Source organism: Acinetobacter sp. CAU_H_60 (assembly GCF_058599385.1).
The window spans coordinates 323,881-343,884 of the sequence record NZ_CM178653.1 but is presented as its reverse complement, the minus strand read 5'-3'; the positions used below and the strand labels follow the sequence as shown (position 1 = coordinate 343,884).

Here is a 20,004-nt window from a genome sequence, read left to right as displayed (position 1 = left end):
GGCGTGTATTTTTATATTAAAACACTAATCGCTCCCTCCAAGGCATTTACTTTCTAAATGACAAAATAATCTTCACGACATAGTTGTTTATAGATTATACTCTTCTGAAATTATAGTAAGACATTTTTTGGATTACTCGACGGGCTGATGATATGGAATTACGACACCTCCGCTACTTCATTACTGTGGCTGAAGAACTCAACTTCAGTAAGGCAGCACTCAAACTTTACACGGCTCAGCCATCACTCAGTCAGCAAATCAAAGATTTGGAAGAAGATGTCGGTGTCAAACTGTTACACCGTACCAAGCGTAAAGTCGAACTGACCGAAGAAGGTGCTGTATTCCTAGAACAGGCCCGCCTGACGCTGGCACAAGCTGACAAGGCGATTGCCATGGCCCGTCAGGTCTCACAAGCCAAGCAGCAGATGCTGCGCATCGGTTTCGTCCCTGTCGCGGAAATGAAAATCTTCCCGTATATCCTGCCGAATCTGCGCGTGCAAAACCCTGATTTAAAAATTGAATTGCTCAGTCTGAACAATAATGAGCAAATGCGATTATTGAAGAAAGGCGAACTGGATCTAACCTTTACCCGTCACAATTTCCATAGTGATGAAATTGAAAGCCAGTTTGTGATTCGTGAGCCATTGATCTTCATTTTGCCGAAGGATCATCCTTTAGCAAAATACGACCGAATTCCAGTTAAATTACTGAATGGCATAGATTTTATTATTCCATCTGCAGAACAGTCACAGACTCTGCATCATACTATTCTGGATTTTGCCAAAGCCAACGGTATTGAATTTAATATTGTCCAAAAGGCCGATAATATCCTGTTCAATATCAACTCGATTGGTATGGGCTTGGGCTGTACCATCCTGCCGGGCTATATCGCGCCATTAACCATGAACAATACCGTGATCCGCCCGCTGGATGTAGAACTTCCCTTTTTAGATCTGTATGTTAGCTATCGCAAGGATACTAATTCAGTCGCAGTGAAGAAGTTCCTGGAACTCCTGACTCGCGTATTCTACCTAGACATTAACCGCGACGAACCACATTAATTTTCTATTTTTATAGCAGCACACGTAATTTCCTCTGAGAATACGTGTGCTTTTTTGTTTTTATTTTTTCTGATCAAAATTTCATTTTATATTCATTTTTCCTATGACAGGCCATATCTAGCTTGGCTTCCAACATCTCCGACCATGGCTTATTAGGTTTAATTTTTGCTCAACTTAGGCTTCTTTTACAACTTAAGTCTAATAAGAAGTCTAAGGCCCATTTTAATTTTTGAAATTCTGATTAATAGCTAAAAAGCATTAAAAATGTTTAAAAAATTTACTGAAGGAAATGGTGTTCATTTGGCAGCTGTAAATTAAATATTTTAGAAAGAAAAAAAGGATGACCGAAGCCATCCTTTTTTTAAACTGAGTACGACTTATTTTACGCCGTGTACAGCCAGGTAGTTTTTGATCACAGTATTGAACTCATCTGATTTTTCAACTTGAGACCAGTGACCACATTGGCTGAAGATGTGTGCATCAGCATTTGGCACAATGTTCAGGATATCCCAAGTACGAGAAACCGGAATTACCACGTCTTGAGTACCGTGAATCAATAATACAGGCACAGTGATGTCTTTCATTTTTTCGAAGTCTAACGGGAATTCGAAACGGTCACGGTCACGTGCGCCCACTACATCCATCAAACGGTTTGATGCATAGTCATTGGCAGCAGAAGCAAAACGTACTTTCACCAGTTCGTCAGTGATCAGGTCTTTATTCACGACAAACATAGAAAGAGTTTTCTTGATACCTTCTTCAGTTAATACTGGGTTTGCGTGTGCTTTCAGCGCAGCAGTCTGTTTTGCACCACCAGTACCCATAGATACGATACCTAATACACGTTCAGGATAATCAAGTGCCATCTGGAATGCCAACCAGCCACCCAGAGAGTTACCCACTAACCAGGTTTTTTCGATACCTAATGCATCTAGAGTACGTACAGCGTGATCGACCCATGCACGGATACCATAAGCAGTACCTGGTGCAACCACAGTTTGACCATAACCAATGGTATCGATTGCGATACAACGTGCTTGTTCACCAATTGAAGGCAGGTTTAACCACCAGTTTGCAGCAGCAGATACACCCGTACCTGAACCGTGCAGGAACAGAATAGGCGTACCTTCACCAATTTCATGGTAGTGAGTCAACTCACCTTCTGCAGTTTCAATCCATTTGTCTTCTAAGCCGAAGAAAGGATCTGTTTTATAATCAGGGATTTGAACAGTGCTCATCATGATTCCTCTTACAGTTTCTTGCTTGCGTGTTCCTCGATGACGAGAATTCGACGTCAAGTTGACTCATTAAAAATGATCTTTTTACCGTCTTATATTAACCGCTCTACTGTCTTCAACTGATATAAAATTACGATTGCATACTACAAAAAATATATTATTTAAGTATTTGTTTTAATTAATTATTTTAAATTTAAAACCCTGTTTAATTTAAGGCTTTGATTAAGTTCTTAACTCAAAAAAAAGCAGTCAGAATACTGACTGCCCTTAAAATGCGCTTAACTTAGAATTTATGGGTATAAGTCGTCGCTACGCGGTATTCTTGAAGATCTGGTTTAGTAGGATTAGCAAAATTCACATCGATATACATCGCTTGAATGCCTAATCCTTTTAACTTACCCTCTGGAACAGTGTAATTCGCAATCAGATTTAACTCATCAGTATTAAAGTTTTGATCACCTGATTGAGCATCATAACCTTTGAAATAAACCGCAGTTGCGTTTAATCCTTTGGCACCCATTTCAGAGAAGTCATAGCCATAAGAAACATTCCATGACTTTTCTTCTGGTGCAGTAAAGGTTGCAACGCCCCAGTTCACCAGATAAGGCTGCGGCACCCAGCCACCGAGTGTTGGAAATGCAGTATCACCAAACATTTGCTGATAACCCAGACCTACGGTATGCGCACCATGATTAACTTTTGCCCCTACTGACAATGCCTGATTATCAATATCACCATACAGTTTGTCACCTGAATCTGAGTTATCAAAATAACGCACATGGCTATCTAATTTGGTTTTTTCACCTAGCGCAGTTTTGTAATTCACACCCAAGTAATGCTGTTGGTAGATGTCTTGAACATCTGCATACCAGTAGCTACCACCAATTTCAGGCGTGAACTGGTGATCTACACCGGCAATCCACATACCATCAGATTCAGGACCTAAGTCATAATGACCTTGTGTACCATCAGGTAAAGTTCTACCAGGAGAAAATAAAGCTAAATCACGGAACTGATTGTCGTAACGGTTATTAATTTTATCAATATAAGCCAAAGTCAGTTTGGTATCTTTGATCTCTTTAGATTCTAACCATGCACCGCTATAAGTAGTGATGAGCTGACGGGATGGATCAAATACCAGCACTGGAGATACCGGCAATAATTCACCTACTTTCAGCTCAGTCTCAGAAACTTTAGCTTTTAAGGTTGCGCCAACTTTACCAAAATGATCTTTAGATTCTTTACCATCGTGAGGCAACACCCAATCCGGATTTTGATCACGGCCTTTGAGTTTAACTGCATGTTGAACCAAAACATCTGCACCAACCTGCACCCCACCACCGATATCGTGATAGCCTGACTTCGCATCCAAAGTCACACCTTGTGACCAAGAACCCCAATTACGTGAAGAAAAATCATCTTGATACTGACGATCTAGATAAAAGTTTTTAAATTTAAGCTGGACATTACTATCGTCAATAAAATCTGCATTCGCTGCAGTTGTTCCTAAACTTGCTGTTGCAGCAAGCATTGCTATCCATAAGTTTTGACGACGCATGGCTTATTCCTAGTAATCAAATTAAGCTATGCCGCTATCATGCTCAACTCTAGTTTTTTTAAAAATCCGACTACAGTATTAAATTTTTTCTATTAATCTCTATAGATAGAATAAGTATGCTGAAATTTGAAAAAGACTTATATTTATAAACAATTAACTAAAATAAAAAATTAACCAGATAATCAATATAAATCCATGTTTTCTCTTACATAAACAGCCATTATTTTTTTATAATTTAAAAATAACTTTTTATTTATCGTTTTTATGTTTAAGGAAATGTGTTTGATTATTTTCGTAAAATAAATAGTAATAATTAAAATATCTTACTCCATCGTTTTAATATCTTATTCATTTTATTCAAATAAATAAAAAAGCGCCCTTTCGGACGCTTTTTTTAAAATTTAGCTTTTAACTATTAAGCTTGAAGCTCTTTCGCTTTAGACATAGTCAATGCTAAATCTTCAATCATATCTTCCTGACCACCAACGGTACCACGACGACCAAGCTCAAGCAGAATTTCACGAGCAGATACGCCATATTTCGCTTCAGCACGTTTAGCGAACAGCAGGAATGAAGAGTAAACGCCAGCATAACCTAGAGTTGCAGCGTCACGGTCTGCACGGATCTGGTGTGTCATCATTGGGATGATCAGATCTTCTGCAACGTCTTGTACTTTAAACAGGTCAACGCCAGTTTCCATTTGCATACGGTTTGCAACCGCAACAAACAGTTCAAGTGGCGTATTACCTGCACCAGCACCCAGACCGGCAGATGCCAAGTCAACACGTGTTGCACCCGCTTGTACAGCAGAAACAGAGTTAGCAACACCCATACCCAAGTTATGGTGACCATGGAAACCGATTTCGATATCTGAACCTAAGTTAGCACGTAAGATACCTACACGGTCAGTCACGTCTTGCGGAAGCATATAACCAGCAGAGTCAGTCACATAGATACAGTTAGCACCGTATGACACCATTTTTTGTGCTTCTTCAAGCAATTTTTCAGGTGTTGCCATGTGAGCCATCATCAGGAAGCCCACAGTGTCCATACCCAGTTTACGAGCAGCAGTAATGTGCTGTTCAGAAACATCTGCTTCAGTAGAGTGAGTCGCTACACGAATAGTTGCTACACCTACATCATGCGCCATTTTCAGGTGATCAACCGTACCAATACCAGGAAGTAAAAGTGCAGACACTTTTGCTTGTTTCAGGTTTGGAATCACTGCTTTCAGGTATTCTTCATCAGTTGCAGCCGCGAAACCGTAGTTCACAGAGTTACCGCCAAGGCCGTCACCGTGTGTTACCTCGATTAAAGGTACACCTGCATCATCCAGAGCAGTTGCAATCGCAACCATTTGCTCAGGTGTAGTTTGATGGCGCATTGGATGCATACCATCACGTAAAGTCATATCATTAATAATAATCTTAGACATGAAGGTGCTCCTTAAGCTTCAACTGCATTTAAAACACGTTCTGCGAACATTTCTGCGGTACGTGCAGCTGCTGCAGTCATAATGTCGAGGTTACCTGCATATTTAGGCAGGAAGTCACCCAGACCTTCAACTTCAAGGAAGATCGATACGCGGTTGCCATCAAATACTGGACCATTCACCAGTTTGTAACCTGGTACGTATTTTTGAACCTCAAGGATCATCGCATGTACAGATTCAGTGATCGCTGCCTGATCTGGCTCACCTTCTACTAGACAGTGAACAGTGTCACGCATCATCAGTGGTGGCTCAGCAGGGTTAATAATGATGATCGCTTTACCTTGTTTCGCGCCACCCACTTTCTCAATCGCACCAGCAGTAGTACGGGTGAATTCGTCGATGTTTTTACGTGTACCAGGACCGACTGATTTAGTCGATACAGTCGCGATAATTTCGCCATAGTTCACAGGCTGAACGCGAGAAATCGCAGCAACCATAGGAATAGTTGCCTGACCGCCACAAGTCACCATGTTAACGTTTGGCACTTCGCCTTGTTCAAGCAATGCTTCAAGGTTCACTGGTGGTACGCAGTAAGGACCGATTGCAGCAGGTGTTAAGTCAATCATTAACACGCCAAGTTCGTTCAGCTTGCGGCTGTTTTCAGCATGCACATAAGCAGAAGTTGCATCGAAGGCGATTTTGATGTCATCTTCAACTACGTGAGGCAGCAAACCGTCTACGCCTTCAGCAGTGGTTTTTAAACCCATTTTTGCTGCACGTGCTAGACCTTCAGAAGTTGGGTCAATCCCCACCATCCATACTGGTTCTAACCATTCGCTGCGTTGCAGTTTATAAAGCAAATCAGTACCAATATTACCTGGACCGATCAATGCACATTTAATCTTTTTCATGAATGTACTCTCTTGTATTCCCTTATTCAGCAGCAAAAGCAGCTGTTACTGAACCAAAGCCTTCAATTTCAACTTTGAATTCATCGCCCGGCTGAGCCACGACCATTGGACCCAAAGCACCAGTCAAAATAATGTCGCCTTTCAGCAATGGACGGCCACGGCGTACCATTTCGTCAGCTAGCCATACAGCAGCGTTTAATGGGTTCGCCAGACATGCTTTACCCACGCCTTGAGAAACCACTTCTTCACCGCGGGTCATGACCATCTTGCAGTTCACAAGATCAAGGTTTTCCAGTTTGACAGGCTTAGAACCCAGAACGAATGCAGCAGAAGATGCGTTATCCGCCACGGTATCAATCAGGCTGATTTTCCAGTTTTCGATACGGCTATCGACCACTTCGACTGCAGGCAATGCATAATCCGTTGCACTAATGATGTCTGCATAGGTGTGTTTTGCTTTGGTTAAATCTTCTTTGATCACCAATGCAATTTCTGCTTCAACTTTCGGTTGAATCAATAGACCTGCAGGAATCGCTTCACCGTCACCATAAGCCATGTCGGCAAACAACATACCGAAGTCAGGTTGGTCTACACCCAGTTGTGCTTGAACAACTTTAGATGTCAAACCGATTTTACGACCCACCAAACGGCGACCTTCAGACAATGCACGCTCTGTATTTACTTCCTGAACGGCGTATGCGATATCCACGTCAGCACTTTCACCACCAAGTTGTGGACGGATCGGTGCGATCGCAGTTTTTGAGAGTTCAGCGCTACGTAATGCTTGTGCAACTGATTCAACAACAGCAGAATTCGACATCAATGTTTCCTTAAACTGCAAAAATGAGGCTTATGCTGAAATCCAGAAATAGACCTCAACAAACCGCGATACGAGTATCTGCAATTTGGAAAATAGGCCTATCCTGAAAAGAGCATAAAAATAAACAGTCTAAGAATCTGAAAATTAGGAAGCGAATGCCAATAGTTATTTTATTTTTTGCAATAGCTATTATCTATAAATTAAATTTATAAAAATTAATTAAAAACATAATCTTATAATTATGAATTAAGTTATATCCAACTAAATAACTCAACAATCATGACAGAACAAAACCACTGTAATCACAACTTTAGACTAAAAGATAAGACCAGTTGTTTAAATCTACAGCATTGATCCGCATCTTCCTTTTCAGAAAATGCCAGATCTTGAATAATGACTAAGATACTGAATTAAATGGCTTCTTTCCATTGGACTTTAGCCAATAAAAAGTCATGCAAACTGCTGACGTCATTCACAATCGACAGTGGATTAAACTGTGCCAAAGTTTCCGGTGTATGTACGCCATAAGTCACGCCTACACTTGGCATGGCAATATTCATCGCCATTTCCAGGTCATAAGATGTATCCCCCACCATAATCGCTTCATGCGCATTAACACCAGTTTCAGTCAGAATTTCAGCCAGCATTAAAGGATCAGGTTTGGAGCGGGTTTCACTGGCAGCACGAGTGGCATGGAATAGTTCCAGACTATTCGTTTGTTTGAGTACCCGGTCTAAACCTTTACGACTTTTACCGGTAGCGACTGCTAATTTAATGCCTTCATCCTTTAATGCATAAAGCATTTCAGACACGCCATCGAACCAGGCATCATTCACTGAATTCGCCACATAATGATCTGAATAGGCCTGCAAAATATCGGCATGTAATTCTGTTACAGTTGGGAACAGGCGCTGCGCTACTTCCGGTAGACCCAGCCCGATAATGCTTTTCGCATCTGCATCAGTCAGCGGTTGCTGAAACTGCTGCGCGGCAAACTGCAGGCTCGACACGATCTGACCTACTGAATCAAATAAAGTGCCATCCCAATCAAAAATGACCAGTTTTACAGATGAATTCATATAAGGTTCCTAGTATTTGATTCAGTGGAGGAAGATTCGTTACTTCTCGCATGGAATTTCAAAACATGAATAAGCTTTCTTAATATCCCCTCTCCTTCTAGGAGAGGTTAAATTAATTCATAACCTCGATCAGCTTCAATGACGAACTGTTTTCGTATAGGTATTATCTACTTTTCAAGGATGAAAAGTAGCAAAAATCCTTTGTTACGCTGATGGTACGTCTCTATACCACAGCGCAACGGCGACATCCATGCCGCCTTTCATTTATTTAACAATTGGCTTGAATTCCCTAACCCTCCTTAATAAAAAGAGGAATTCCCCCACTCAAGTAAAGCAAGATAAGACTCATTAAAAAGCTAAAAATTACTCGTCATCTTCTACAGGCGTTACCACCTTATCTGCCTTTTGTGCACGAAGCTGAGCCACAAGACTCTGCATATCTTCAGGCAAAGGTGCTTCAATCGTTGGATAACCCGGAATTTCCAGACGCATCGCATGCAGACATAAACGACGTGGTTTTGGTCCACGATATTCAGTCTCGTGACCATATTTCTCATCACCCACTAACGGATGACCAATACTTAAACCATGTACACGAATCTGATGGGTACGACCAGACAATGGAGAAGCATACACCAGTGTCGCATGCATAAAACGCTCTGCCACATTCCACTGAGTTTTAGACTCTTTGCCTTCTTTAGAGACACGTACACGACGCTCACCATTAGAAAGTTCATAACGGTGTAAAGGTGCATCAATGAGTTGCTTATCCAGCGTTACCTGTCCTTTCACGACAGCGGCATAAGTTTTTTTAATCTTATGTTCACGTAATAAATCTTGTAGCGTTTTTAAGGTACTACGCTTTTTCGAGATCATCACCAGACCAGAGGTGTCACGGTCAATACGGTGAATCAGTTCCAGGTATTTTTTCCCCGTTGCAGCACGCAAACCTTCAATCAGGCCATACGCCACACCGCTACCGCCATGCACGGCAATACCCGATGGTTTATTGACGACCATTAGGCCTTCATCTTCATATACCACACGGGACAGAAGACCTTGAGCCACCTTGTCCGAAATCGGCGCTTCTGACTCATCTTTTTGTTCATAACGAATCGGTGCCACACGAATCTGGTCACCAATCGCCAGTTTGGTTTCGGCCTTAATGCGTTTTTTATTGACGCGAACCTGTCCTTCACGAATCAGACGATAAATCCGACTTTTAGGCACCCCTTTCAGACGACTGAACAGGAAATTATCGATTCGCTGTCCATCTTGATGTTCATCCACTTCAAACCAAGTGACGCTTTGCCATTGTTGTGTAGAATTCATACAGTTACTATGACCCAAAAATTACTAAAATTGATTAAAAACTGATCACTTAGGTTATGCTTTACACAAGAAACATAAGCTTAGCCCATAGGCAGATGATGCAAGGTTTGATATAGTCAGCGCACGGAAACCATCGTTTGTGAGTAAAAGTTGAAGCATTTCAGATTTCTCTGAACTTGATTATTCAATTAAAGACTCACATGATACGGGAAGGTCCCAAAAGAATTATGCCGACGCCGAAGGCTTATTATATCGGCAAACAAAGCAAACTGTTGCGTTTAATTGTACCTCAGGTACATAAATCAGTTTGTCTGAAAAAATATGTCGCCAACCTAGTTGGTTTTTAAACGTAAACTGATACACATCAGATTAGTCGCACCCTGAAGACGACTTCAGGCTACAGCGTTTGATGCATTGGATCTGCACAGTTTGTAAAGATACGACGACAATTCCGTATCAAGACACTTTCTATAAAGAAGGGATGATCTTCGAGCAATGTGACAGTGAAAGTTACTCACATCTAATGCACCGCTTGTCCGCCAGTGAAACGTTCAGGTGACTTTAATCGTTTAAAGATTGAAGCCGTATTGCCATCATCAATACGTGAATCAAAATACCGAAGCTGATCTATATTCAAGTAGACGCTGGGAATAAAAGACTCAGACCACAATGAAACTCATTGGAGATCTGGGCCATTGATCCGTGATGTGTGATGTTCGCTACGTGAATAGCGATTTTTTGCTGTGTATCACTATAAGGTGTTACACCCATGAAACGTATGTTGATTAATGCAACACATGCCGAAGAAATTCGCGTTGCACTTGTCACTGGTCAGCGTCTTTACGATTTCGATTTAGAGAATCGTACCCGTGAACAAAAAAAATCTAATATCTATAAAGGTCACGTGACTCGCGTTGAACCTTCTTTAGAAGCTGTATTCGTTGAATACGGCGCAGGTCGCCAAGGCTTCCTGTCTATGCGTGAAATCGCAAACTCTTATTACAAAGCCGATCCTCGCCAAACTTCAAATATTCGTGAACTGATTACTGAAGGAACTGAACTTCTGGTTCAGGTGGAAAAAGAAGAGCGCGGCAATAAAGGCGCTGCCCTTTCAACTTTCATCTCTTTAGCTGGTCGTTATCTGGTTCTGATGCCAAACAACCCGAAAGGTGGCGGTATCAGCCGTCAGATTTCCGGTTCAGTACGTGAAGAACTGAAAGAAATGCTTGCATCTTTAAATGTGCCACGTGGTATGAGCGTCATTGTTCGTACAGCAGGCATTGGCCGTTCTCAAGAAGAATTACAGCTTGATCTGCAACATTTGCTAGACCTTTGGGCACAAATCCAAAGCACTGCAAATTCAGGCCCGTCACCTATGCTGGTCCATCAGGAAGCAGGTGTGGTAACTCGTGCGATCCGTGATTACCTGCGTGATGATGTAGCAGAAATCCTGATTGACTCTGAGCAGGCCTATAACGAAGCCTATAACTTCGTTAAAGCAGTAATGCCGCTTCAGTTAGACAAACTAAAAACTTATACATTGAATGAGCCTTTGTTTGCGCATTTCGGTATCGAAAGCCAAATCCAAACTGCTTATGAACGCGAAGTAAAACTGCCTTCAGGCGGTTCGATCGTGATCGACCAAACTGAAGCTTTAGTTTCAATCGACATCAACTCGGCAAAATCAACTCGTGGTCAGGACGTTGAAGATACAGCGTTAAATACCAACCTTGAAGCCGCTGAAGAAATTGCTCGCCAATTACGTTTACGTGATATCGGTGGTTTAGTTGTCATCGATTTCATCGACATGACCAAAGACCGTAACCAGCGTATGGTAGAAGCAAAACTGCGTGAAGCAACACAAAGCGACCGTGCACGTATCCAGTTTGGCCAACTGTCTCGTTTCGGCCTGATGGAAATGAGCCGTCAACGTCTGCGTCCTTCACTAGAAGAAGCAACTGGTTATGTCTGCCCACGCTGTCATGGTACGGGTATGGTCCGTGACCTGCGCTCTCTTTCACTTTCAATCATGCGTAAAGTGGAAGAAATCGCCCTTCGTGAACGTCATGGTGAAGTTCAGGTTGAAGTACCAGTAGAAATTGCAGCATTCATGCTGAATGAAAAACGTCATAGTCTGGTATATCTGGAACAAACTTCAAATACACGCGTAACTGTACTTCCACATCCACACTTGGAAACACCTCATTACGAAATTTCGTATAATCCTGAAGGTTTCGCACCGACAAGTTACGAGCGTACTGAAGCAACCCGTTCAAGCGAAAAAGAACTGGGTTATGAGTCTTCTGAGTGGCATTTAGAAGAAGAACATACGCATACCGCTGCACCAGCACCTGCACAGCAGCAAAACAACGGCAAAAACAATAAACGCCGCAATAACCAGAATCAGCAAAACGTACAGCAAGCACCTGTTGCACAACAGGCACCTGCTCAAGTTGCAGCACCTGCAGCAAGCCCATGTGCATGGTTAGAAAACCTGTTCGTACAAAAACAGGCAACTACTGTTGATCAATCTCGCACGGCGAATAATGCAGCTGCTGCCATCGAACAGATGGTGAATGGCGGTGCAGTGAGTCGTGGTCAGTTCGGCCAGGTTGCTCCTGTAACACCAGCAGTATCTGCACAGCCAGCAACTATTGCAGCACCGGTAACTACCGGTAATGCTTATCTAGCGCCTTCGACCGTAGCTCATAAACCAGAGCGTGATCAGTCTGAAAAAGCTGAACGTGAAGAGAAATCACAGCGTCATAACAAGAAAGCACGTAGCAACAAGCACAAAGAGCCACGTGAACAGGCACAGTCTGATAATGCATCACAACATCAGGTGCATGAAGAAGTGGTTCAGGTTTCTCGTCAGGAACAACGTCAGGAAGCGCGTGAAAACAAACGCAACTCTCGCCGTCAGCACCACAACGAGTCTGCACAGCAAAACGAAGCTCACGGCAATGAGCAACAGCAAAACGTGCCACGTCGTGACCGTCGCAACCAGCAACGTCCAGAACGTCCAAATCGCCACCGCGATCCAAGTGTTCTGAATGAACAAGCTGCACCTCAAGCACCTGCTGCCGTTGAAGCGCCAGCAGTCAATGAAAAGCAAGTTCGTGTGGAACTGGTCGATGCTCCTCGTAAAGAAGTGATGCCAACAGCAATGGTGGTAAATATTGACGAGGCGAAAAGCGAAATTGTGGCATTGAATGACACTGCTCCAGTCGCAAAACCTGCTGTTGAAGTGACTGCCCCTGCCGATGCTCCTGTAGAAGCACCAGCTGCGGAAGAGTTCCTGGCTGAAGTGACTGCATCTGCTCCTGCAGAGAAAACGCCTGAAGCTCAGTCATCATCAAAACAGCGTGCCAGCAATGACCCACGTCAACGTCGTCGCGACCGCCGTGCTGCACAAGGCCAACAGGCAAAAACTCAGCAATTGACACCATCACAGGTACCAACACTTGGCCAATACACCATTGGCAGCCTGATTCGCCATGTTTATGGTGAAGACTGTTCAGTCCTGATTGAACAGTTTGGTCTGTTACCAACCTTCAACCGTGCATTGCAAAAGTTCACGCAGGAATATAATGCGACTTTAGCAACGGTTTCGACTGCGACTACAGAGAAAAAACCTGTAACTCGCGATGTAGAAGTCAGCAAAGCACAACCTGAAGCAGAACCTGCACCTGTGCTGGATTTAACTCCGCCTGCACCGGTTTCAGAGAAACGTGTGGCGAATGATCCACGTGAGCGTCGCCGTCTCGCTAAACTGGCTGCCGAGCAAGCGTTACAGCAGGCTAAACAGCAAGCACAAGCTGAAGCAGAATCTACTGCGGCTGAACCTGCTGCAGAAGCAACAGCTCCAGCGGAAGAAGCGAAAGTTGAAAGTGCTGAAGCTGCACCTGCTGAAGCTCCAGTAGCCGCAGTGGAAAGTGCTGATACAACTGAAGCCACTCAAACTCCTGAACCAGCTGCTGAAGCGCCTGTAGAAACTGCGAAAGCTGAACAGGCTCCAGCTGAAGAAGTCACTGAAACGACTACAGCTGAAGCAACTCCAGCAGAAAACGAAGCTGCACCTACCGAAACTCCGGAAGCCGATAAAGCTGAAGAAACTGTAGCAAAAGCTGAAAAACCAGCTGCCCGCCCACGTCGTCCACGTGGCCGTCCACCGAAAAAAACCAATACTGCAACTGAGTCATAATTCGCCCAATTGCAGTTAACTAAAAAAACCTAGTCATTTCGGTGGCTAGGTTTTTTTTGCTAGATTTTGTCAGAATAGGTTGATTACTCTAGTTTCAACACGCTAAAAGATGGCTATCATCCGTTTATTGCATATAAATTAAACGCATTGGATACGAAAAATAATAGGACGCCCATGACCCAGACGAACCAACCCGATCTTATTGGCATTGCAGATGTCGCAGCCAAAATCCCTGCCTTCATCAGTAAGGTCCCTAATCTGCTGAACGGACTGCGACAGGCTTATTTACGTACTCCCAATACGCCCGCAGGCCTGGGTTTAGCTTTTGAAAAAGCAACACAGCGTAATCCTGAAGGTATTGCATTACGTTTTGAGGATCAGTCCTATACCTATGCTCACCTAAATGGCTGGGCGAACCAGATCGCACATTTCTACCTCTCTCTCGGTGCACAGAAAGGTGATGTGGTGGCCGTGATGGTCGAGAACCGTCCGGAGTTTATTGCCAGCGTGATTGGTCTAGCCAAGCTGGGCATCACGATTGCGCTGGTGAATACTTCTCAGGTCGGCAAAGTCCTGACACATAGTATTAATCTGGTGAAACCGATTGCGGTCATTGTCGGTGAAGAGTGCCGGGCTGCGGTTGATGAAATCCGTCATGATCTCAATATTGCTGCTGACCGTTTCCACTGGTTTGCCGATCAGAATACACAAGAAAATGCCGGACAGGCACCTGAAGGTTTTATTAACCTGGCAGAACAGATTGACCAGTTCCCGAAATTCAATACACCGACTACGCATTTAGTACAAGGCAAAGACGGCCTGTTCTATATCTATACTTCAGGTACCACCGGCTTACCTAAAGCGGTGGTCTTTACCAATAGCCGCTGGACACTCGCCTATGGCACCTATGGCCACGTCCTGAACCTGAATAAAGATGATGTGATGTACTGCACCCTGCCGCTTTATCATGCGACAGGCATTGTGGTGTGCTGGTGTGGAGTCATTGCCGGAAGCAGTACTTTTGCCATCCGCCGTAAATTCTCTACCTCTTCCTTCTGGAAAGATGTCAAAAAGTTCGATGCTTCTGCGATTGGTTATGTCGGTGAACTTTGCCGCTACCTGATGGATGCGCCACCGTCTGAACTGGAAAAAGGCCATCGCGTTACCAAGATGATTGGTAATGGCATGCGCCCGAATATCTGGGATAAATTCAAATCCCGTTTTGGCATCAAGGAAGTACTGGAACTGTATGCCTCAAGTGAAGGTAATGTCGGTTTCAGCAATGTCTTTAACTTTGACAATACTGTTGGTTTTTCACCAACACCTTATGCCATTATCGAATTTGATAAAGATAAAAATGAGCCTGTGCGTGATGCCAAAGGTCGCTGCAAACGGGTGAAAAAAGGTGAAACCGGTTTATTGATTGGTAAAATTACCCGCCGCTCCCCTTTCGATGGCTATACCGATCCGGAAAAGAACAAGGCAGTCATCATGCATGACGTGTTCAGCAAAGGCGATTCCTACTTCAATACCGGCGATCTGGTACGTAATATCGGTTTCCGTCATGCCCAGTTTGTTGATCGTCTCGGTGATACCTTCCGCTGGAAAGGTGAAAATGTTTCAACGACTGAAGTCGAAAACATGCTGACCGAGTATGACAAAATTATCGAAGCTGTGGTTTATGGCGTAGAAATTCCGAATACCAATGGCCGTGCCGGCATGGCTGCGATTACCCTGCAACCGGGAAGCACCTTGGATGAGCAAGACCTGAAAAATATGGTCAGCACCTTTAAACGCTGTCTGCCTGCATATGCAGTTCCGGTTTTTTTACGCATTCAAAAGCAGGTAGAAACGACCGGTACCTTCAAGTATCAGAAAAACAAACTGAAAGAACAGGCTTTTGACCCAAACAAGACCGATGAACGCCTGCTGGTTTTATTGCCAGGGAGCGATGCATATTGTGAACTGACTCAAGAAATTTTTGAGAACATTCAAGCCTATCAATATCGTTTCTAAGTGCTGAAGTTGCCTATTTTTTGTTTAGATAAAGCAGAATTGTTGTATTTATAATCAAACATAGGCAACTTTGTTATTTTTTACTTGCGCTGCAATGAGATCTTGCTACAATACGCTCCATCAAACAAAGTGGTGCTTTCAGAACTTTTTAGTTTCTCTTGCACTGCACGATTAAGCCTTGCTTAATTGTTGGTTCAGGGCCGTTAGCTCAGTTGGTAGAGCAGTGGACTTTTAATCCATTGGTCCCGCGTTCGAGTCGCGGACGGCCCACCATTAAATTTGATATCCCCTGATGGGCCGTTAGCTCAGTTGGTAGAGCAGTGGACTTTTAATCCATTGGTCCCGCGTTCGAGTCGCGGACGGCCCACCATCATTTCTAAAATCTCTTTTTAGAAACTTCAATCAAAGCTACTTTGATTACCCGAATGGGCCGTTAGCTCAGTTGGTAGAGCAGTGGACTTTTAATCCATTGGTCCCGCGTTCGAGTCGCGGACGGCCCACCATTCTCCCCTCTATATTTATTTTCTTCTTTCAATATTCTTATAATATTTCCTATATTATTCAGTTCATTCTTTTTATTTAAGCGCAGTTCATCCTGACAATTTTAAAATCGCCATTTTCATTTATGCTGTTTTTAAATTCTTTAGAGACTTTATCGCTTTTATTCAGTGATTTTAAATTCAGAATCTTTGACCAGCTCATACGCTTTAGAAGGCGCAGGATAACCCTGATCAAATAATTGCTGGTTTGCCCGTTCTTTTTCGTCATAAATTTTTTCCAGATTCATGACCAGATGGGTTGGGCTTTTAATCATATAGTAGAACTTTGCTCCTTCTTTACGGTCCACGATCAGTTCAGTTTGTTCCGGATTAATCGTCCAGCGATCCTTACGATAGGTCACATTGCTTTCGGTCTGAACCCGTCTGGAATTATTCACAAAGACTTTGCCATAATGCACGATACTGCGATGCACTGTACCATCTGGCAATAAAGTCAAAATAAACACCGACTTCCCTTCCGTACAAGGTGCAAACCGCCCGTCACAATCAATCTGGGTAAGATAACGCCCGACATAGCTTTTGGCATAATCCGGTAAAGGTTTAGGATCGACATTTGGTTCTACAGGCAATGCATTATAGGTTGCAGTCTGGGTGAGCGATTTAGCATTACGGGTATCATAACTTTCGTTGGCAGCGGAGATGACTACGCCATCTTGTGCCAAAGTTTTCGTAGTATCAGGTAAGGGTTTGCTTTGATGGTCATCACAGGCAATCAGTCCTGCAACACTTCCCAACACAAATCCAAGCCGGCACAAACCACTTAAATGATGCGATACATTCGATTTCATTTTAAAAACATACCTGAAGGGGTGCACATCTATATAGGCAGACGACTCACTGAAAAATTATAAATTTTAATAATGAATTCAATGGAATTTTTATGATCTTAGTGATTTTTTAAGGATTATTTAATCTCCCGTAACATTACTTAACGAATTTATTTTCAATAGATACTTTAAAAATTCAGATAAAACTCCATTCTTATAAATACGAGTCATTTTTTAGACTCAACCTTATTTTTTCTATCAGGAGACTTGGATGGCCAATGTTGGTTTATATCGCTCTAACCGCTCAAACATGATTGCAGGTGTAATGGGTGGTATTGCTGAACGTTTTGGTTGGAACGCAAATTTATTACGCTTGATCTTCGTGATTATTTCGGTCATGAGTGCTGCTTTCCCGGGTATCTTAGTTTATCTGGTTCTATGGTTAGTGATGCCAAAAAAGAATTCTATGCCTGATTATGCCGCGAGTAGAACTGATTATGAACATCCTGTGCGCACAGTAAATCAGGATAAAGACTACCGATAAAATCGTTTCCTCTTTCACCTAAATATTCATATGGTGAAATTTTTATGCCACGGTCCTTCCCCCAAAAGATCGTGGTTTTTTTTGCCTGATTTTTAGGTTTTGGTCTTATTACCATTTTATGCTTTACCCTGCTCGCCTATTCAGGATAAGTTGATGCTTTATTCTTGAAATGGATTTCAGATGACGCAGGCAGAATGGATTGTGCTTTGGCTGTGTGCGATCGCGGCATTACTGCATGGGGTCAGTGGCTTTGGCTTTCCTATGCTGAGTACGGCTGCCTTATCCAGTGAATATGCCTTAAGTACAGCAGTCACCCTGGTGATTCTCCCCTGCCTGTTATTGAATCTTTGGATGCTCAATAGTGATCCAAAACATAGCCTGTTGCAGAGCATTCGCTATTATGCCTCACGCTATTGGCCACTCATGCTCAGCAGTCTGGTCGGTAGCGTGATAGGGGTTAAACTACTCATCTGGATCAATGAAGGCTATCTTAAATTATTGCTGGGTCTGGTGATTATTTTCTATGTATTGGATCAGTTACGTTCTACTCCGCTTCGGGTCAGTAGCAGCCAGCTCAGTATGCTGGGATTCGGTTTACTGGCTGGCATGATCGGAGGCGCAACCAACGCCATGGCCCCCTTCCTGATGATGTATCTGCTTAGCTGTCAGCTCTCCAAAACCGATATTGTGATTATCAGTAATCTCAACTTTATTGCCAGCAAGCTGGTTCAGCTGACCTTACTTTTCCCGATCCTCATTTCTTTGCAAACCCATCAGCGACATATCCTGCTCGGAATCACATTATTTGCACTCATCGGCGTCTGGTTAGGGGGAAAAATACGGCATCGACTTTCCCAGCAACATTTCAAATATCTAGTGCTGTTTTTTCTATTTGGACTGGGGATTTACGCACTTTGGCAAAGTGTGGGATTATTACAACACTCTACTATACTGTTTAAATAATATCTTTTTTAATCAAACCACATATTTACTTTTATAAGAATTTCAAAAACGCTTTTTAAATAAAAAAGTTGAGCAAGGAGGTTGTATGAACGACCCTTTACGCACCCCGACTGATGCCATGCCAAAAGGAATTCGCAAAGGCTGGATTTTAATTGTGATCGCTGCAGTGATCTCTTATGGCTTGTATCATATTTTGCCTTATGACGAAAATGCCAATAAGGGATTGGCCTTACTGACCTTTATCGCCATTTTATGGCTGACCGAAGCGATTCACATCACCATTACTGCCCTGTTGGTACCCATACTGGCAGTCGTCCTCGCCATGCCCATGGCCAAAGGCGATGAACTGGAACCAATTACCACACAAGCAGCACTGACTACTTTTGCAGACCCCACTATCTTCCTGTTTTTTGGTGGTTTTGCCCTAGCCTCGGCGCTACATATCCAGAAACTGGATAAGAAAATTGCCACATGGATTATCTCGCTTTCCGGTGGACATCTTGGTGCTTCGGTACTGGCCATATTTTTAGTGACTGCTGCACTGTCGATGTGGATTTCCAATACCGCCACCGCAGCCATGATGTTGCCCCTAGCGCTGGGTTTACTTTCGCATCTGGATGTTGAAAAAGATCGTAAAACCTTTGTGTTTATTCTGCTCGGGATTGCCTATTCGGCCAGTATTGGTGGCTTGGGCACTATCGTTGGTTCTCCACCAAATGCGATTGCAGCCAAAGCCCTCGGTTATGACTTCGCTGACTGGATGAAAGTCGGCCTGCCAATGATGTTCATTATCCTGCCGGCAATGTTAGTAAGCCTGTATCTGGTGCTACGTCCAAAACTGAATCATAAGGTGAATTTTGTCACTGAAAATATTCCCTGGACCACGACCCGTATTGCCACCATGATTTTATTCCTTTGTACCGCGACTGCCTGGATTTTCAGTAAAAAATTGACTGAAAATTTCGGCATTTCACAGCCCGATACCTGGATCGCGATTCTGGCGGCCTGTATGGTAGTGATTCTGGGTACGGCTACATGGAAACAGGTTGCTGAAAATACCGATTGGGGTGTGCTCTACCTGTTTGGTGGCGGCTTGACCTTAAGTGCTGTCTTGAAGGATTCAGGCAGTTCTCTGGTTTTAGGTCAAACACTGGCAAATGCTTTTGGTGATGCCTCGCCTTTAATGATTATCTTTGTGGTGGCAACCTTCATCATCTTCCTGACCGAACTGACCAGTAATACTGCCTCGGCTGCCTTACTGGTTCCGGTCTTTGCGGCCATTGCCGACCAGATGGGTATGCCTAAAGAAATTCTGGTAATTGTGATCGGGATCGGTGCTTCTTGTGCCTTCATGTTGCCTGTAGCCACCCCACCGAATGCGATTGTATTCGGTAGCGGCCATATTCCTCAAAGAGAGATGATGAAAGTCGGCTTTGTCCTGAATGTGATGTGTGTGGTGCTGGTTTCCCTGTTTATTTACTGGTTCTTTATCTAAGTTGAGATAAATCCAGATTCCAAA

Annotated in this window: 14 protein-coding genes and 3 tRNA genes; 9 read left to right on the top strand and 8 right to left on the bottom strand. The window is 43.3% G+C overall.

The annotated features are described in order from the left end of the window. The first annotated feature begins 152 nt into the window (after nt 1-152). Entirely contained in the window at nt 153-1,061 is a 909-nt protein-coding gene (gene hcaR / locus AC4MBN_RS01585) for a DNA-binding transcriptional regulator HcaR (RefSeq protein WP_419363753.1), read from the top strand. A gap of 377 nt (nt 1,062-1,438) precedes the next feature. On the opposite strand, the gene AC4MBN_RS01580 is transcribed toward hcaR, so the two are convergent. The 7 genes from AC4MBN_RS01580 to AC4MBN_RS01550 all read right to left on the bottom strand — a co-directional run bounded on the left by AC4MBN_RS01580 (nt 1,439) and on the right by AC4MBN_RS01550 (nt 9,431). Next, on the bottom strand, nt 1,439-2,299 hold the full coding sequence (locus tag AC4MBN_RS01580) for an alpha/beta fold hydrolase (protein WP_004781813.1): 861 nt from the start codon (nt 2,297-2,299) through the stop codon (nt 1,439-1,441). Between the two features lie 283 nt (nt 2,300-2,582). Next, the gene (locus tag AC4MBN_RS01575; RefSeq protein ID WP_125279392.1) at nt 2,583-3,857 is read right to left on the bottom strand and encodes an OprD family outer membrane porin; all 1,275 of its coding nucleotides are present in this window, start codon (nt 3,855-3,857) and stop codon (nt 2,583-2,585) included. A gap of 415 nt (nt 3,858-4,272) precedes the next feature. After that, nucleotides 4,273-5,292 (bottom strand): 4-hydroxy-2-oxovalerate aldolase, encoded by a 1,020-nt coding sequence (gene dmpG, locus AC4MBN_RS01570; RefSeq protein ID WP_125279391.1) that lies wholly within the window; start codon nt 5,290-5,292, stop codon nt 4,273-4,275. A gap of 11 nt (nt 5,293-5,303) precedes the next feature. After that, nucleotides 5,304-6,200, bottom strand: coding sequence for an acetaldehyde dehydrogenase (acetylating) (locus tag AC4MBN_RS01565; protein WP_004781810.1), 897 nt, complete (start codon nt 6,198-6,200; stop codon nt 5,304-5,306). Nucleotides 6,201-6,222: 22 nt separating this feature from the next. Then, a complete protein-coding gene (locus AC4MBN_RS01560; RefSeq protein ID WP_099337551.1) occupies nt 6,223-7,020 on the bottom strand; it encodes a 2-keto-4-pentenoate hydratase in 798 nt (265 codons plus the stop codon). A 410-nt stretch (nt 7,021-7,430) separates the two neighbouring features. Continuing rightward, the gene (locus AC4MBN_RS01555; RefSeq protein WP_491880543.1) at nt 7,431-8,099 is read right to left on the bottom strand and encodes an HAD-IA family hydrolase; all 669 of its coding nucleotides are present in this window, start codon (nt 8,097-8,099) and stop codon (nt 7,431-7,433) included. A 363-nt stretch (nt 8,100-8,462) separates the two neighbouring features. Beyond that, nucleotides 8,463-9,431, bottom strand: coding sequence for an RluA family pseudouridine synthase (locus tag AC4MBN_RS01550; protein WP_419363762.1), 969 nt, complete (start codon nt 9,429-9,431; stop codon nt 8,463-8,465). A 769-nt stretch (nt 9,432-10,200) separates the two neighbouring features. Between AC4MBN_RS01550 and AC4MBN_RS01545 the strand changes: the two genes are divergently transcribed. The 5 genes from AC4MBN_RS01545 to AC4MBN_RS01525 all read left to right on the top strand — a co-directional run bounded on the left by AC4MBN_RS01545 (nt 10,201) and on the right by AC4MBN_RS01525 (nt 16,154). Further along, nucleotides 10,201-13,635 carry an Rne/Rng family ribonuclease gene (locus AC4MBN_RS01545; RefSeq protein WP_491880542.1) on the top strand — a complete coding sequence of 1,145 codons (3,435 nt, stop codon included), beginning with the start codon at nt 10,201-10,203 and terminating at the stop codon, nt 13,633-13,635. A gap of 174 nt (nt 13,636-13,809) precedes the next feature. After that, on the top strand, nt 13,810-15,651 hold the full coding sequence (locus AC4MBN_RS01540; protein WP_419363766.1) for a long-chain-acyl-CoA synthetase: 1,842 nt from the start codon (nt 13,810-13,812) through the stop codon (nt 15,649-15,651). A gap of 197 nt (nt 15,652-15,848) precedes the next feature. Continuing rightward, a tRNA-Lys gene (locus AC4MBN_RS01535) sits at nt 15,849-15,924 on the top strand. A gap of 21 nt (nt 15,925-15,945) precedes the next feature. Continuing rightward, nucleotides 15,946-16,021 (top strand) — tRNA-Lys (locus AC4MBN_RS01530). A gap of 57 nt (nt 16,022-16,078) precedes the next feature. Continuing rightward, nucleotides 16,079-16,154: transfer RNA gene (locus AC4MBN_RS01525), tRNA-Lys, on the top strand. A 158-nt stretch (nt 16,155-16,312) separates the two neighbouring features. On the opposite strand, the gene AC4MBN_RS01520 is transcribed toward AC4MBN_RS01525, so the two are convergent. Further along, nucleotides 16,313-16,999, bottom strand: coding sequence for a hypothetical protein (locus AC4MBN_RS01520; protein ID WP_491880541.1), 687 nt, complete (start codon nt 16,997-16,999; stop codon nt 16,313-16,315). Nucleotides 17,000-17,249: 250 nt separating this feature from the next. Here AC4MBN_RS01520 and AC4MBN_RS01515 point away from each other — a divergent pair, with 250 nt between their 5' ends. From AC4MBN_RS01515 to AC4MBN_RS01505, 3 genes are all read left to right on the top strand, one after another. Further along, nucleotides 17,250-17,522 (top strand): PspC domain-containing protein, encoded by a 273-nt coding sequence (locus AC4MBN_RS01515; protein ID WP_419363769.1) that lies wholly within the window; start codon nt 17,250-17,252, stop codon nt 17,520-17,522. A gap of 180 nt (nt 17,523-17,702) precedes the next feature. Further along, nucleotides 17,703-18,485, top strand: a complete 783-nt coding sequence (locus AC4MBN_RS01510) for a sulfite exporter TauE/SafE family protein (protein ID WP_419375038.1) — start codon at nt 17,703-17,705, stop codon at nt 18,483-18,485. A gap of 85 nt (nt 18,486-18,570) precedes the next feature. After that, the gene (locus AC4MBN_RS01505) at nt 18,571-19,980 is read left to right on the top strand and encodes an SLC13 family permease (protein ID WP_419363773.1); all 1,410 of its coding nucleotides are present in this window, start codon (nt 18,571-18,573) and stop codon (nt 19,978-19,980) included. Nucleotides 19,981-20,004 lie beyond the last annotated feature (24 nt).